The sequence below is a fragment of the Caulobacter sp. FV2ye17ST genome, assembly GCF_058680955.1.
Map to the genome: position 1 here is coordinate 4,002,065 of NZ_CM178727.1, position 13,350 is coordinate 4,015,414.

The following is a 13,350-nucleotide window of genomic DNA, read 5'->3' on the forward strand; positions in this document are numbered from 1 at the left end:
GGACCCTCTTGGACAGCTTTCCCGCCTATTTCCCACTCGCCGGCCGCAAGGTGGTGATCGCCGGCTCCGGCGACGGCGCCGATAACAAGGCGCGCCTGTTCGAGGGCTCGCCGGCCACGCTGGTGCGCATCGACGGCCACGCCGCCTTCCTGCCCGGCTCCTATGCCGGCGCGGTGCTGGCCTTCATCGCCAGCGAGGACGAGGTCTTCGTCCAGGCCGCCGCCGCCGCCGCCCGCGCGGCGCGGGTGCTGGTCAATGTGGTCGACAAGCCGGCCCTGTGCGACTTCAACACCCCGGCGGTCATCGACCGGGGCGAGGTCGTGGCGGCCGTGGGCACCGGCGGCTCGGCCCCCGTGCTGGCCACCATGCTGCGCAACAGCATCGAAGCCCAGGTGCCAGAAGGCGCCGGCCGCGTCGCGGCCCTGCTCCGCCGGTTTCAGGAAGAGGTGCGCAAGACCCTGCCCGCCATGCATGAACGCCGCGCTTTCCTGCGCGACGCCACGTCGGGCGAGGCCGCCCAGGCGGCGATGTCGGGCGACATGGAAACCGCCGGGCGCCTGTTCCGCGAAGCCCTGGCCAAGGGCTCAGCCCGCAAGGGCCGCGTGCGCTTCATCGCCGGCAAGGGGCCCTCGGACCTGCTGACCCTGCGCGCCGTGCGCGCTTTGGCGGCCTCCGACGCCATGGTCTTCGACGAGGATGTCGATCCGCAGATCCTGACCATGGCCCGCCGCGACGTCGAGCGGATCGCGCCGCACGAGGCCAGCGCCGAGCGCCTGATCCAGCTGGCAGCCGAAGGCCGCCAGGTCGTTCGGCTGATCACCGGACCAGTCGAGCCGGCCCTGGTCCAGGCCCTGACCTCGGCCGGCGTCGCGGTCGAGGTCCTGCTGTCGGCGCCCGCGTCCTAGACTTCGTCGAGCGGCCGACCCTTGGTCTCGGGCAGGAGGAACAGGGTCGTCAGCACGCTGACCAGGGTGAAGAACACCGGGTACCAAAGGCCCGCATAGATGTTGCCGACCGCCGTAACGATGGCGAAGGCGAAGAACGGCACGAAGCCGCCGACCCAGCCCGTGCCGATGTGATAGGGCAGCGACAGGGCGGTGTAGCGCACCCGGGTCGGGAACAGCTCGACCAGACAGGCGGCCAGCGGCCCGAACAGCGCGGTCGCGGCGATCACGAAGACGAACAGCACGCCGAACATGCCCGGCATGTTCATTCGCGCCGGGTCGGCCTTGGCCGGATAGCCGGCCTGGGTCAGCGCCGCCTTGATCTTCGCTTCGGTCGCGGTCTTCACCGCCTTGGTCTCGGCCTTGGACAGGCCCTGGGCGCTGGGCGAGGCGACCACGACGTCGCCGACCTTCATCACCGCCTGGGTTCCGGCCGGAGCCTTCTGGTTGTCATACGAGACCCCGGCATTGGCCAGGGCGCTCTTGACGATGTCGCACGACGAAACGAACGCCGCCTTGCCGACGGGATCAAACTGCAGGGCGCAGTCCTTCGGATCAGCGACCACCGAGACCGGCGACCGGGCCGAAGCCTCGGCGAGGGCGGGATTGGCGGCGCGCTCCAGCAGGTGGAAGCCCGGGAAATAGAAGGCCAGGGCCAGGGTCATGCCGGCCAGCATGACCGGCTTGCGGCCCACCTTGTCCGACAGCCAGCCAAAGACGACGTAGAACACCGCGCTGACCGCCGTGGCCGTCATCATCAGGGCGTTGATGGTGACCGGATCGACCTTCAGGAACTTCTCCATGAAGGTCTGGCTGTAGAAGAAGGCGGTGTACCAGACGGCGCCCTGGGCGCACATCATCGACAGGAAGGCCAGGATGACCAGCTTCATGTTCTTCCACTGGCCGAAGGCTTCGGCATAGGGCGCATTCGAGGCCTCGCCCTCTTCCTTCATCTTGGCGAAGGCGGGGCTTTCGGTGAGCTTCAGGCGCATCCAGACCGAGACGCCCAGCAGGCCGATCGAGACGGCGAACGGGATCCGCCAGCCCCAGGCGTCGAACGCCTCGATCCCGACGACGGCGCGGGTGGCCATGATCACCAGCAGGGCGCCGAACAGGCCGAAGGCCGCCGAGGTCTGCACCCACGAGGTCGACCAGCCGCGCTTGTTGGGCGGCGAGTGCTCGGCGACATAGATCGCGGCGCCGCCATACTCCCCGCCCAGGGCGAAGCCCTGAACGCAGCGCAGGATGATCAGCAGGATCGGCGAGATGATCCCCGCCTGCTGGTAGGTCGGCAGGAAGGCGATGGCGAAGGTCGCGCCGCCCATCAGCAGCACCGTGGCCAGGAAGGCGCCCTTGCGGCCGGCCTGGTCGCCGATCTTGCCGAACACCAGCGCGCCCAGCGGCCGGAACGCGAAACCGACGCCGAACAGGGCCAGGGCGGCGATATAGCCGGCGGCGTCCGGCAAGCCGGTGAAGAAGGTCTTGGAAATGACCTGGGCCAGGCTGCCGAAGATGAAGAAGTCGTACCATTCGAACGCGGTTCCGGCCGACGAGGCCGCCACGACGGTCCGCATCGAGGCGCCGTCTTCCTGCTTCGTCTGGTCGGTCATTCTGTTCCCCCTGGAGCCGTCACGCTCTCTTCGCGGGCAGCTTTAGCGCGGTTCGTTCGTCGGGGAAACTCAGGCGACGGCGGTCTCTGAAATCGGACCTTCATCGGCCAGGCGCAGGATTTCCGTGACCAGGGCCGTGGGCGAAATCGGCTTGGCGGCGACCCCGTTCATGCCGGCGGCCTGATAGGTGGCGCGCTGGTGAGCCATGACATTGGCGGTCAGGGCGATGATCGGCGTCAGGCCCGCCGGGCCCGGCAGGGCGCGGATGCGGCGCGCCGCCTCCAGCCCGTCGATCCCGGGCATCTGAACATCCATCAGCACCAGGTCGAAGGCCCCGTCGCGCGTCGCTTCCACACCGGACAGGCCATCATCGGCCGTGTGAACCACCGCCCCCAGCTGCTGCAGGATCCGTGAGGCGACCAGCTGGTTGGTGGGGTTGTCCTCGACCAGCAGGATCCGCAGACCCGCCAGGATGTCGGGACAGGCCTGCGGCGTCGCCGACGGCGCGAGGGCGGCCGGCGCGGCGATGGTCAGGGTGAAGCGCGATCCAACGCCCGCCTGCGACTGGAAGACGACCTCGCCGCCCAGCATCTGGGCCAGCCGACGGGTAATCGCCAGGCCAAGGCCAGACCCGCCGAAGCGCCGGGTGGTGCTGGCGTCGCCCTGCTCGAAGCGCTCGAACAGGCGCGCCTGGACCTCGGTGGGAACGCCCACGCCAGTGTCGATGATGTCGAAGGCGATCTGCGGCCCGACTGCGGCGTCGACGCGCCGCGCCCGCACCGTGACCGAGCCCCGCAGGGTGAACTTCACGGCGTTGCCAATCAGGTTGAACAGCGCCTGACGCAGACGGGTGGGGTCGGTGCTGATCCAGCCCAGATCCGGCGCGTCGATCTTGAGGGTCAGGCCCTTGTGCTCGGCCTGGCCCGCCATCAGCCGCCCCACGCCGCTCAGCAGTTCGCGGGGATCGACCGCCTCGTGATGAATCTCCAGCCGGCCGGCCTCGATCCGCGAGATGTCGATCACATCGTCCAGCAGGGTCGACAGCATCTGGCCGCAGGCCAGGGCCTGGCCCAGCAGTTCGGAGGCGTCGCCCGGCAGGTCCTGGCGCTTGAGCAGATGCATGACGCCCAGCACCCCGTTCATCGGCGTGCGGATCTCGTGACTCATATTGGCCAGGAACTGGGCCTTGGCCTCGCTGGCCGCCTGGGCCTCGCGCTCGGCCGCGACCAGGGCCAGTTCCGCGTGTTTGCGCTCGTCGATGTCGAAGATCAGGCCGAACGCCTTTCGGGCCTGGCCATCGGCCGCGCGACGGACCTCATGAAAGAGCCGCATCCAGCGCCGCTCGCCCGCACCGTTGAAGATGGGCACGTCGACCTCCAGGGGCTCGGCGCAGCCGGCGCTTCGCCAGGCCGCCGCCCGCTCCTGGATCTTCGACAGTTCGATCGGATCGACCATCGGCCACAGGCCGTTCTGGACGTCCTCATAGACAATCCGGCGACCAATGATGCGATGGAACTCCGGCGAGCCCCAGAACGACTGGCTGACATGGTCGATCTCATAGACCCCCGCCCGCGCCGCCCCCAGGGCCGTGCGCAGCCGGCGGGCGTTGACCCGCGCCTCGCGCCGGGCGTCGGCCAGGGCCGTGACGTCGTCCATATAGGTGATGACGCCGACGATCTCGCCGGACGCGTCGCGCCAAGGGCGGGCCTCCCAGCGCAGGGTATGTTCCAGCCCCTCAGCGTCGTGAAGGCGATCTTCGCGGCGGCTGACCACCTCGCCGGACAGGGCGCGGGTCACCGCCGAGACAAACCGGCGGCGCCCGCCGTTGGTCAGTTCCTGCAGCGACTTGCCGATCACCTCGGCTTCGGTCGACTTGAAGACGTCGAGGAAACGCGGACTAACCAGGCGCAGCCGCAGGTCGAGGTCGTAGACCGCCACCGCGAAGGGCGCTTCCTCGACCAGCTGCCGGGCCCGACGTTCGCCCCACAGGGCCGCGTCACGGCTGCGGACCAGGTCGGTGATGTTCTGTGAAATGCCCTTCAGCGTGAACAGGCCGCCGTCCAGGGGCTCGGCGCGATAGGTAGTGCGCAGGGTGAACCACTGGTCGTCGCGACCGCGCAGCCGAAACTCCACCGCCCCCGGCTCGCCCGAGCGGACAGCGGCTCGAAAGGTGTCGAAGACCGACTGGCGCTGCTCGGCGTCGAGGCGCGCCAGAAAGGCGTCGGCGCTGTCCAGATCCTCCGAGGCCAGGCCGGTGGCCGTCAGGGCGTCGGGCGACCATTGGATACGCTCGCTGACCGGCTCATAGCTCCACAGCCCGATGCCGGCCGCGTCGGCCAGGATCTCGCGGGTGCGGTCGGCGCTGACCTCCAGCGAGACGTCGTGCAGCGTCCCGACCAGTTCACCGCCAGGCCCCAGATGGGACCGCCCCTCCAGCCAGACCGAATCGCCGTCCTTGCACATCACCCGCAGGCGGTTGACCGTAAAGCCGGTTTCCCGGATGCGCCGGCCCGTATCGATCAGTTCGGCCAAGCTTTCGGCATGGACGAACCGGATGCAGGGCTGGCCGATCAGCTCCTCGCACGACCATCCGGTCAGGGTCGTCCAGGCCGGATTGACCACGGCGAAGCGGCCGTCCGGCGTGACGACCGCGAACAGGTCCTTGGCGTTGGCGAAAAACCACTGCGCGGCTTCCGCCTCGCCGAAGGGCGAGGGCGCGAGCAAGGTCGCGTCGGAAGACGAGGACGAAGACATCGGGGCTCCGGAAGATCGCGGGCGGATCGTGGGGGGCCATTGGTAAACTTATGGTTGGCGTCGCACATCAATGTTCGTCGAGCGCGATCGTTGAGTGCCGATCTCAGACCTCCGCCCACTGCCGCAGCAGGTTGTGATAGGTTCCGGTCAGGGCCAGGATCGACGGATCGGCCGCGCCCACGGCCTGGGACAGGCGCTGGATGGCGACGTCCATGTCCAGCAGCAGCGCCCGGCGGGAGTCCTCGCGCACCAGGCTCTGGATCCAGAAAAAGCTGGCCGTGCGGGTTCCCCGCGTCACCGGCGTCACATGATGCAGGCTGGAGGCCGGATAGAGGATCAAGTCGCCGGCGCCCAGCTTGACCGAGTGGCTGCCGTACAGGTCGTCGACCACCAGCTCGCCGCCGTCATAGTCGTCGGGTTCGGACAGGAACAGCGTCGCCGACAGGTCGGTGCGCAGGGTCTGGCCGGTGACCGGATCGCGGCGCACCGAGTTGTCGATGTGGTCGCCAAACCCCATGCCCTGGCCATAGCGGTTGAACATCGGCGACAGGATGGTGCGCGGCAGGGCGGCCGACACGAACAGCGGATTGCGCTCCAGCGCCGCCACGATGACGGCCCCCACCGCCTTGGCCGCCTCGCCGGTCTGGGGCAGCTGCTGGTTCTGCTTGGCCAGGGCCGCCTGGAAGCCCGAGGTCATGTTGCCGTCCGCCCAGGGCGCGGCGTCCATGATCGCCCGGCACTCGGCCACCTGGGCCTTGGTCAGGACTTCGGGGATCTGCAGCATCATGGCGAGGGTTCCGTGGGCCGGACAGGGAAGCGCCCCGTCCGGCATAGGCCTGCCGGACGGGGCGGAACGTCAAGCGAGAGGGGAGTCTCAGTACTTGACGTTGACGGTCAGCATCGCCTGACGGGCCGGCGCCGGATCGGCGTGGTGGACGCCGTTGGTGCGCAGGATGTAGCGCTCGTCTGTCAGGTTCTGGACATTGAGCTGCAGGTCGATGCGGTCGTTCATCGCCCACGAGGCGAAGGCGTCATAGCGGGTATAGGCCGGGGCATAGACCTTGTTGGCGCCGCCGCCGGCCCCGCCCTGGTTGCCGCCGAAGCTGTCGGAGACGTAGTAGGCGCCGCCGCCCAGCGCGATGGCGCGGGTCACGCGATAGGTCGAGAACAGGCTGAAGCTGTGCTCGGGCGTGTTGGCCAGCGGATCACCCTGGTTGACGTTGTTGTAGGCGCCGCGCACCAGCTCGCTATCCATGTAGGTATAGCCGCCGAACACCTGCCACTTGGGCGTGACATTGCCCGAGAAGCCCAGCTCGACGCCCTGGACCAGGGCCTCGCCGACCTGAGCGTAGAGGCCCGATTCAATCTGGATCTGGGCGTTCTTCCGCTCGGTGCGGAACACCGCGCCCGACAGGGCCAGGGTGTCCTGGAACAGGTTCCACTTGGCGCCCAGCTCGTAGCTGGTGGTTTCCTCCGGCTTCAGCTGGGTGGTGGCGAGGTTCCCCGTGCCCACCGAACCCGAGGTGCTCTGGTCGCCGCCGGCGATGCCCGGAGGCGTCGAGGAGGTCGAATAGGAGGTGTAGAGGCTGCTGGACGGGGTCGGCTTGTAGACCAGGCCGACCTGGTAGTTGAAGAAGTCCCAGCTGGCCTTGGCCACGCCGGTATAGGTGACGCCGGTGATGACGCCTTTGGCGCTGGTGGCCGCGACGTTCAGGCCGCTGGTCGAATAGTCGTCATAGCGGGCGCCCAGATTGACCAGCAGCTTGTCGGTCAGGCTGATGGTGTCGAACGCATAGAGCGCGGCGGTCTTGGTCACGGTGCGGGCCGAAGGCGCGCGGGTGATGACGCCCGCCCAGGCGTCGCCCGGATTGGGGGCGTACAGACGCGTGCAGTCACCGATGCCGGCCGTGGTCGCGTTGTTTGTGAAGCCCGTCGGGCAGGCCGATCCGGACGTGGTGTAGATCACGTAGCTGGCGTTCTCATTGACCTCGCGCGACAGCTCGACGCCGACATTGAAGGCGTTCTGGATCGAGCCGACATTGAACTTGCCGGTGAAGTCGGTGACCGCCGCGATCGTGGTGGCGGGGTTGTAGCGGGCCTTGGTGCCGCGCTTCATCCACCATTCGCCGGCCACGAACTGCGCCGCGCCGCCATCGCCCGGATTGGAGACGATGTAGTCATTGATGGTCTTCGAATAGCGGACCGCCTGGCGAACCGAGAAGTCGTCATTGATCTGGTGGTTGACCACCAGGGTGGCGATATCGGCCTTGGTCTTCATGAAGTCGCGCGCCGACAGGCCATAATAGGCGTCGGGGGACACATCGAGGATGCCGTCGGCGGGACGCGCGCGGCTGTCCGTCCCCGCCACGCCCCAGGTGCGCTTGGAGGCCAGGGGGATGCCGTAGTCGGGGTCCTGGTCGGTGTCGAGGTGGTAGTAGCTGGCCGTGACCTGGGTGTCGGTTCCGATGCCGAAGGCCAGCGACGGGGCCACGCCCCAGCGCTTGAAGTCGACGCTGTCGCGGCCCGGCGTGTCGCCCTGGGTGTACATCAGGTTCAGGCGGAAGGCCGCCGTCTCGCCGAAGGCGTAGTTGGCGTCGGCCGTGCCCCGCACATAGGCGTCGGTGCCGCCGGCGACCGAACCGCGCATGAAGCTGGTCGGCTTGGGCGACTTGGAGCCCAGATTGATGCTGCCGCCGCCCGAGCCGCGGCCGCTATAGACCGAGTCCGGACCCTTGATGACTTCCACCTGTTCCAGGTTGAAGACTTCGCGGGTCTGGCCGCCGGCGTCGCGGATGCCGTCGACGAAGACGTTGTTGCCCGAGGCCTGGCCCCGGATGAACGGACGGTCGGCCAGCGGCTGACCACCCTCGCCCGCGCCGAAGGTGATGCCCGGCGAGGTGCGCAGGATGTCCTGCAGCGAGGTGGCGGCGGTCTGCTCGATGATCTTGCTGGAAATCACCGTGATCGAGCGCGGCGTATCGACCAGCGGCGCGGTGTACTTGCCCGACTGGACGTCGGTGGCCCTCTTGCCGTCGACCTTGACGCCGGTCACTTCGGTGGCGTCGGCGCTGTTGGCGGGCGTCGCGGCGGTGGCCATCGGCGCCTCGACCTCGGCGGCCCCCATCTCGGCGGCATGGGCCAGGCCCGCGCCCAGGGTCAGGCCGGCGACGCCGGCGACGGCGGCCGCGCCCAGGGCGCGACGTTGACGGCCAACAATGCCGCGAATGTTCGAGTTACGCATAGTTCGATCCTGTCCCCAGCGGGGCGACGATCCCTCGCGCCCCTCCTGATATTGCGAGGCGTTCTTAGCGGCGCCGTTGCGGAGACGCAATGATAATCATTCTCAAGATAACGGAGGTGTGGGGCTCACGGCGTCGCAGCCTCACGCGATCTCTCGCTGAAGGGATGGAAAGGGTCGCGGAGCGTCCGGACCACGTCCGGATGAGTTTGAAAAAATACCGTTTCGACGAAGCCGTCCGCTCCGCGTGACCGGTTCACAGGAGCCTGCGCTTGGGCGGTATTGTGACGCCTCTTACGCTCCCAGCCCCAGACGGGCGGCGTGAATAGCGTTCACGCCGGGCCGCGAGCCATTACGCCCGCCTGTCCCCGCTCGATCACCCCCCGCCGCCGCAATGGTCGCTGGCCTTGCGCCCTTTCCCTGCGACGAGGTGGGTACAGAATACGGGAGGTTTCAGCGCGTCGGATAAGTTTGCTGGACGCCCATGCCGGTCCCCATTCCTTCGACCCTCTCCCAGAGGGAGAGGGAGGGACCCACGCTTGCGTGGGAGGGTGAGGGGTTACACCGCCAACCGTTGTCGCACCTGGGATCCTGCCTTGTCCGGAAGGGCTTCGCAAACCCCTCATCCTCCCACGCCTGCGGCGCGGGCCCCTCCTTCTCCCTCTGGGAGAAGGTTTCAAATCCCCGTCCCCATCCGGGGACGGCGCGATCCCAATCCCCGTGGTCGCCGGACGAAACACGGTGTAGCTTGCCCCCGTCCGCGCGACTGGCGATCAGAGGGAGCACCCTCGGGAAGCGCGGACCACAGCAGAGCCGTTCGCCTGGGCGCCCCACCTGTCGATATGGAGCCGCGCCCATGCCCCACGCCCACACCTGGATCGCCTTCTGCCTCATCTGCCTGGGCATGGCCCTGACGCCTGGGCCCAACATGCTGTATCTGGTCAGCCGCGCGATCAGCCAGGGGCCCATGGCTGGGCTGGTGTCGCTGGCCGGCACGGCGGCGGGCTTTGTCGTCTATCTGCTGTGCGCGGCGCTGGGCATCACCGCCCTGCTGATGGCCGCGCCCATCGCCTATGACGTGCTGCGGTTCGGCGGGGCGCTGTATCTGGGCTGGCTGGCCTGGCAGGCGATCCGCCCGGGCGGCGCCGCGCCGTTCCAGGTGCGCGAGCTGCCGAAGGATCCGCCCGCCCGGCTGATGGCCATGGGTTTCCTGACCAACCTGCTGAACCCCAAGGCGGCGATGCTCTACCTGTCGCTGCTGCCGCAGTTCATCGACCCGCATCGCGGCGCGGTGCTGGGCCAGTCCCTCGTGCTGGGCGGCAGCCAGATCGTCATCAGCCTGACCATCAACGGCCTGATCTGCCTGGCGGCGGGGTCTATCGCGACCTTCCTGGCCGGGCGGCCGGTCTGGGTGCTGGTGCAGCGCTGGCTGATGGCCAGCGTGCTGGGCGGTCTGGCGGTGCGGATGGCGACCGAGGCGCGGCGGTAGGGCCGCCTAGCCCACCGCCGTCACTACACCCACCGTCATTCCCGCCCTTGTGGCGGGAACCCCTGGTTCAGCTGTCACGTGAAGCGCCAGCGAAGTGCGCGCGCACTTCGCCCCTCCCGCACCTGCGGCGGACAGAGGGGTTCCCGCCACAAGGGCGGGAATGACGGATGTGAGAGGGAGATGACCGCATTAGCCCATCCGCCCCTCGCGGGCACAGCCATCCTTACATCTCACGGCGAGACGATCGCCGAGGCGTACAGGTCTCTCAAGGACGACGCTCTCGCGTCGCCGCGGAGCGGCGGCCCGCAGGGCCGTCCTTGACAGACCTGTACGCCTCGGCACGCTGCAGCCTCCAAGAGATGTAAGGATCGCACCGACCCTGGAGGTCGGCGGGCGACCCAAGTCGGAGACGAACCATCAGCATGACCGATATCTCAAGCGATCTGACGGTTGAGGATTTGCTGCTGGCCACCGAGCTGCTTGTGCCCGTTTGCGATGCCACCCCCATCACGCTGTTGGCGGCGAAGCTTAGCCAGGGATGGGCAAGCTTTCGCTTTGAGCTCCATACCCATGAGGACAGGCGCGAAATTCTATCTGCTGTCGGGGTCTTCAACAGCGAGGCTGAGGCGCGGTCGCGAATTTCCCAACTCTACCCCCAAGAGCCAATCCGGCATTGCAAGCTGCTGGGAGGCGCGGCGGAAGCCATGATCACACTGCGCCGCCCAGCCATCGATGCACCTGGCGTTGGGGAGATCACTGCCTTGCTGTTTGAGGCCGAAGACGGACCGCTTCGACTCAGGATGCGCCCTGATGACTACGGCCTACCCTGCCTTTGGCTGGCCCCTTAACGACCGGAACAGCCCCCCCAACGCAAAACGGGCGGCCCCTTTCGGAGCCGCCCGCTGCATTCCGTCCGGAAAAACCGGGCTGAAAAGGCTTACGCCTCTTCGGCCGCCGCTTCCTTCTTGGACAGGTCTTCGCCAGTTTCCTGGTCGACAACCTTCATCGACAGCTTGGTCTTGCCACGATCGTCGAAGCCGAGAAGCTTCACTTTGACGATCTGGCCTTCCTTCAGCACGTCCGACGGCTTGGCGACGCGTTCGTTGCTGATCTGGCTGACGTGGACGAGGCCGTCCTTGGCGCCGAAGAAGTTCACGAAGGCGCCGAAATCGACGACCTTGACGACCTTGCCGTCATAGATCGCGCCGACTTCAGCTTCCTGCGTGATCGACTTGATCCAGTCGATGGCGGCCTTGATCTTGGCGCCGTCCGAGGCCGAAACCTTGACCGTGCCTTCGTCGTTGATGTCGACCTTGGCGCCGGTGGTGGCGACGATCTCGCGGATCACCTTGCCGCCGGTGCCGATCACTTCCCGGATCTTGTCGGTCGGGATGGTGATGGTTTCGATCTTCGGCGCGTAGTCGCCGACTTCTTCACGAGGCGCATCCATCGCCTTGTTCATCTCGCCGAGGATGTGCTCGCGGCCGCCCTTAGCCTGGGCCAGCGCTTGCTTCATGATCTCTTCGGTGATGCCGGCGATCTTGATGTCCATCTGCAGCGAGGTGAGACCCTCGCTGGTGCCGGCCACCTTGAAGTCCATGTCGCCCAGGTGATCTTCGTCGCCCAGGATGTCGGACAGAACGGCGAAGCCGTCCTTTTCGAGGATCAGGCCCATGGCGATGCCCGAGACCGGACGGATCAGCGGAACGCCCGCGTCCATCATGGCCAGCGAGGCGCCGCAGACCGTGGCCATCGAGGACGAGCCGTTCGACTCGGTGATCTCGGAGACCAGGCGGATGGTGTAGGGGAAGTCTTCCTTGGCCGGCAGCATCGGGCGCAGGGCGCGCCAGGCCAGCTTGCCGTGGCCGATTTCGCGGCGGCCGGGGCTGCCCATCCGACCGGTTTCACCGACCGAGAAGGGAGGGAAGTTGTAGTGCAGCAGGAAGGCTTCCTTGTAGGTGCCTTCCAGGGCGTCGATGAACTGCTCGTCGTCGCCGGTGCCCAGGGTGGCCACAACGATGGCTTGGGTTTCGCCGCGCGTGAACAGGGCCGAGCCGTGGGTGCGCGGCAGGATGCCGACTTCACCCAGGATCGGACGGACCTTGTCGACGGTGCGGCCGTCGATGCGGATGCCGGTGTCGAGGATGGAGCGACGGACGATGTCGGCTTCCAGTTCCTTGAACACCGAGATCAGCTTCAGCGGATCGATGCCGGCCGGGTTGGTGTCGCTCTTGGCGAAGGTGTCGACGGCCTTGGACTTGGCGGCCGACAGGGCGGCGACGCGGTCGCCCTTGGCGCGGATCGTGTAGGCTTCGGCCAGATCCTTGCCGACGGCCTTCTTCACTTCGGCCTTCAGGGCGTCGGTGTCTTCCGGCTGGAAGTCGAAGGGTTCCTTGGCGGCGTGTTCGGCCAGTTCGATGATGCCGTCGATGACCGGCTGGATCGACTTGTGGGCGAAGGTGACGCCGCCCAGAACGATCTCTTCCGAGAGCTCCTGGATTTCGGATTCGACCATCATCACGGCGTCGGCGGTGCCGGCCACGACCAGGTCCATCTTGCTTTCCTTCAGCTCGTCGAGCGTCGGGTTCAGCACGTATTCGCCGTTGACGTAGCCCACGCGGCAGCCGCCGATGGGGCCCATGAACGGGGCGCCGGAGATCACCAGGGCGGCCGAGGCGGCGACCATGGCGACGATGTCGGGATCGTTCTCGAGGTCATGCTGCAGCACGGTGCAGACGACCTGGACTTCGTTCTTGAAGCCCTTGACGAACAGGGGGCGGATCGGACGGTCGATCAGGCGGGAAACCAGGGTTTCCTTTTCCGACGGACGACCTTCGCGCTTGAAGAAGCCGCCCGGGATCTTGCCCGCGGCGTAGGTCTTCTCGATGTAGTTGACGGTCAGGGGGAAGAAGTCCTGGCCGGGCTTGGCTTTCTTGGCGAACACGGCGGTGGCCAGGACGACGGTTTCGCCCATGGTGGCCAGAACGGCGCCGTCAGCCTGACGGGCGATGCGACCGGTTTCGAGGACCAGCGTCTTGCCGCCCCACTCGATCGTCTTGCGCATGATTTCGAACATTTTTGCTTCTTTCGGTTCCGAAGGACCCATTTCCTTCAGGACGGACAGGGGCGGGCGGCCGAATGGCGGTCCCGAGTATTCCTCATCCAGTTCGACAGGCGTCCGGGGATCGTGATCTCCGGCTTACATGTTCGGAGCCGCATGAGGCGGTTCCGCAGCAACCTTCCGTTTCGGCCTGTCTTGAAACGGTAGGCCAGAAAAGCGTTCGGCCGCCCCGCGTGAGCGAGGCGGCCGACTGC

General features: G+C 67.3%; 8 protein-coding genes, 3 pseudogenes and 1 riboswitch. Of the genes and pseudogenes, 5 read left to right on the forward strand and 6 right to left on the reverse strand.

Features of this window, described 5'->3' with window-relative positions:
- Positions 1–8: 8 nt before the first annotated feature.
- Positions 9–905 (forward strand): NAD(P)-dependent oxidoreductase, encoded by an 897-nt coding sequence (locus ACW17V_RS19275; RefSeq protein ID WP_492106642.1) that lies wholly within the window; start codon positions 9–11, stop codon positions 903–905.
- On the opposite strand, the gene ACW17V_RS19280 is transcribed toward ACW17V_RS19275, so the two are convergent.
- From ACW17V_RS19280 to ACW17V_RS19295, 4 genes are all read right to left on the reverse strand, one after another.
- Positions 902–2,554 carry an MFS transporter gene (locus ACW17V_RS19280; protein ID WP_492106643.1) on the reverse strand — a complete coding sequence of 551 codons (1,653 nt, stop codon included), beginning with the start codon at positions 2,552–2,554 and terminating at the stop codon, positions 902–904. The two genes, ACW17V_RS19275 and ACW17V_RS19280, sit on opposite strands and share 4 nt — an antisense overlap.
- Before the next feature lie 69 nt (positions 2,555–2,623).
- Positions 2,624–5,308 carry a PAS domain S-box protein gene (locus ACW17V_RS19285; RefSeq protein WP_492106644.1) on the reverse strand — a complete coding sequence of 895 codons (2,685 nt, stop codon included), beginning with the start codon at positions 5,306–5,308 and terminating at the stop codon, positions 2,624–2,626.
- Between the two features lie 103 nt (positions 5,309–5,411).
- Positions 5,412–6,095, reverse strand: a complete 684-nt coding sequence (locus tag ACW17V_RS19290; RefSeq protein WP_492106645.1) for a Fe2+-dependent dioxygenase — start codon at positions 6,093–6,095, stop codon at positions 5,412–5,414.
- 87 nt (positions 6,096–6,182) lie between these two features.
- Positions 6,183–8,549 carry a TonB-dependent receptor gene (locus ACW17V_RS19295; protein WP_492106646.1) on the reverse strand — a complete coding sequence of 789 codons (2,367 nt, stop codon included), beginning with the start codon at positions 8,547–8,549 and terminating at the stop codon, positions 6,183–6,185.
- Between the two features lie 164 nt (positions 8,550–8,713).
- Here ACW17V_RS19295 and ACW17V_RS19300 point away from each other — a divergent pair.
- The 3 genes and pseudogenes from ACW17V_RS19300 to ACW17V_RS19310 form a co-directional block, all read left to right on the forward strand.
- Positions 8,714–8,805 (forward strand): annotated as a pseudogene (locus ACW17V_RS19300) (hypothetical protein); the annotation flags it as partial.
- Between the two features lie 99 nt (positions 8,806–8,904).
- Positions 8,905–9,101 (forward strand): annotated as a pseudogene (locus ACW17V_RS19305) (hypothetical protein); the annotation flags it as partial.
- Positions 9,102–9,298: 197 nt separating this feature from the next.
- Positions 9,299–9,380, forward strand: a riboswitch (ZMP/ZTP riboswitch).
- Positions 9,381–9,402: 22 nt separating this feature from the next.
- A complete protein-coding gene (locus ACW17V_RS19310) occupies positions 9,403–10,035 on the forward strand; it encodes a LysE family translocator (RefSeq protein ID WP_492106647.1) in 633 nt (210 codons plus the stop codon).
- A gap of 27 nt (positions 10,036–10,062) precedes the next feature.
- Here the strand turns inward: ACW17V_RS19310 and ACW17V_RS19315 are convergent.
- Positions 10,063–10,256: pseudogene (locus ACW17V_RS19315) on the reverse strand (hypothetical protein); the annotation flags it as partial.
- Between the two features lie 201 nt (positions 10,257–10,457).
- Here ACW17V_RS19315 and ACW17V_RS19320 point away from each other — a divergent pair.
- On the forward strand, positions 10,458–10,883 hold the full coding sequence (locus tag ACW17V_RS19320) for a hypothetical protein (protein WP_492106648.1): 426 nt from the start codon (positions 10,458–10,460) through the stop codon (positions 10,881–10,883).
- A gap of 89 nt (positions 10,884–10,972) precedes the next feature.
- On the opposite strand, the gene pnp is transcribed toward ACW17V_RS19320, so the two are convergent.
- A complete protein-coding gene (gene pnp, locus ACW17V_RS19325; RefSeq protein WP_492106649.1) occupies positions 10,973–13,111 on the reverse strand; it encodes a polyribonucleotide nucleotidyltransferase in 2,139 nt (712 codons plus the stop codon).
- Between the last annotated feature and the right edge of the window lie 239 nt (positions 13,112–13,350).

Bases quoted from the DNA above. Each gene is read 5' to 3' on its own strand.
- ACW17V_RS19290 (WP_492106645.1), bottom strand. From the start codon at position 6,095: ATGATGCTGCAGATCCCCGAAGTCCTGACCAAGGCCCAGGTGGCCGAG.
- ACW17V_RS19310 (WP_492106647.1), top strand. From the start codon at position 9,403: ATGCCCCACGCCCACACCTGGATCGCCTTCTGCCTCATCTGCCTGGGC.
- pnp (WP_492106649.1), bottom strand. From the start codon at position 13,111: ATGTTCGAAATCATGCGCAAGACGATCGAGTGGGGCGGCAAGACGCTG.
- ACW17V_RS19320 (WP_492106648.1), top strand. From the start codon at position 10,458: ATGACCGATATCTCAAGCGATCTGACGGTTGAGGATTTGCTGCTGGCC.
- ACW17V_RS19285 (WP_492106644.1), bottom strand. From the start codon at position 5,308: ATGTCTTCGTCCTCGTCTTCCGACGCGACCTTGCTCGCGCCCTCGCCC.
- ACW17V_RS19280 (WP_492106643.1), bottom strand. From the start codon at position 2,554: ATGACCGACCAGACGAAGCAGGAAGACGGCGCCTCGATGCGGACCGTC.
- ACW17V_RS19295 (WP_492106646.1), bottom strand. From the start codon at position 8,549: ATGCGTAACTCGAACATTCGCGGCATTGTTGGCCGTCAACGTCGCGCC.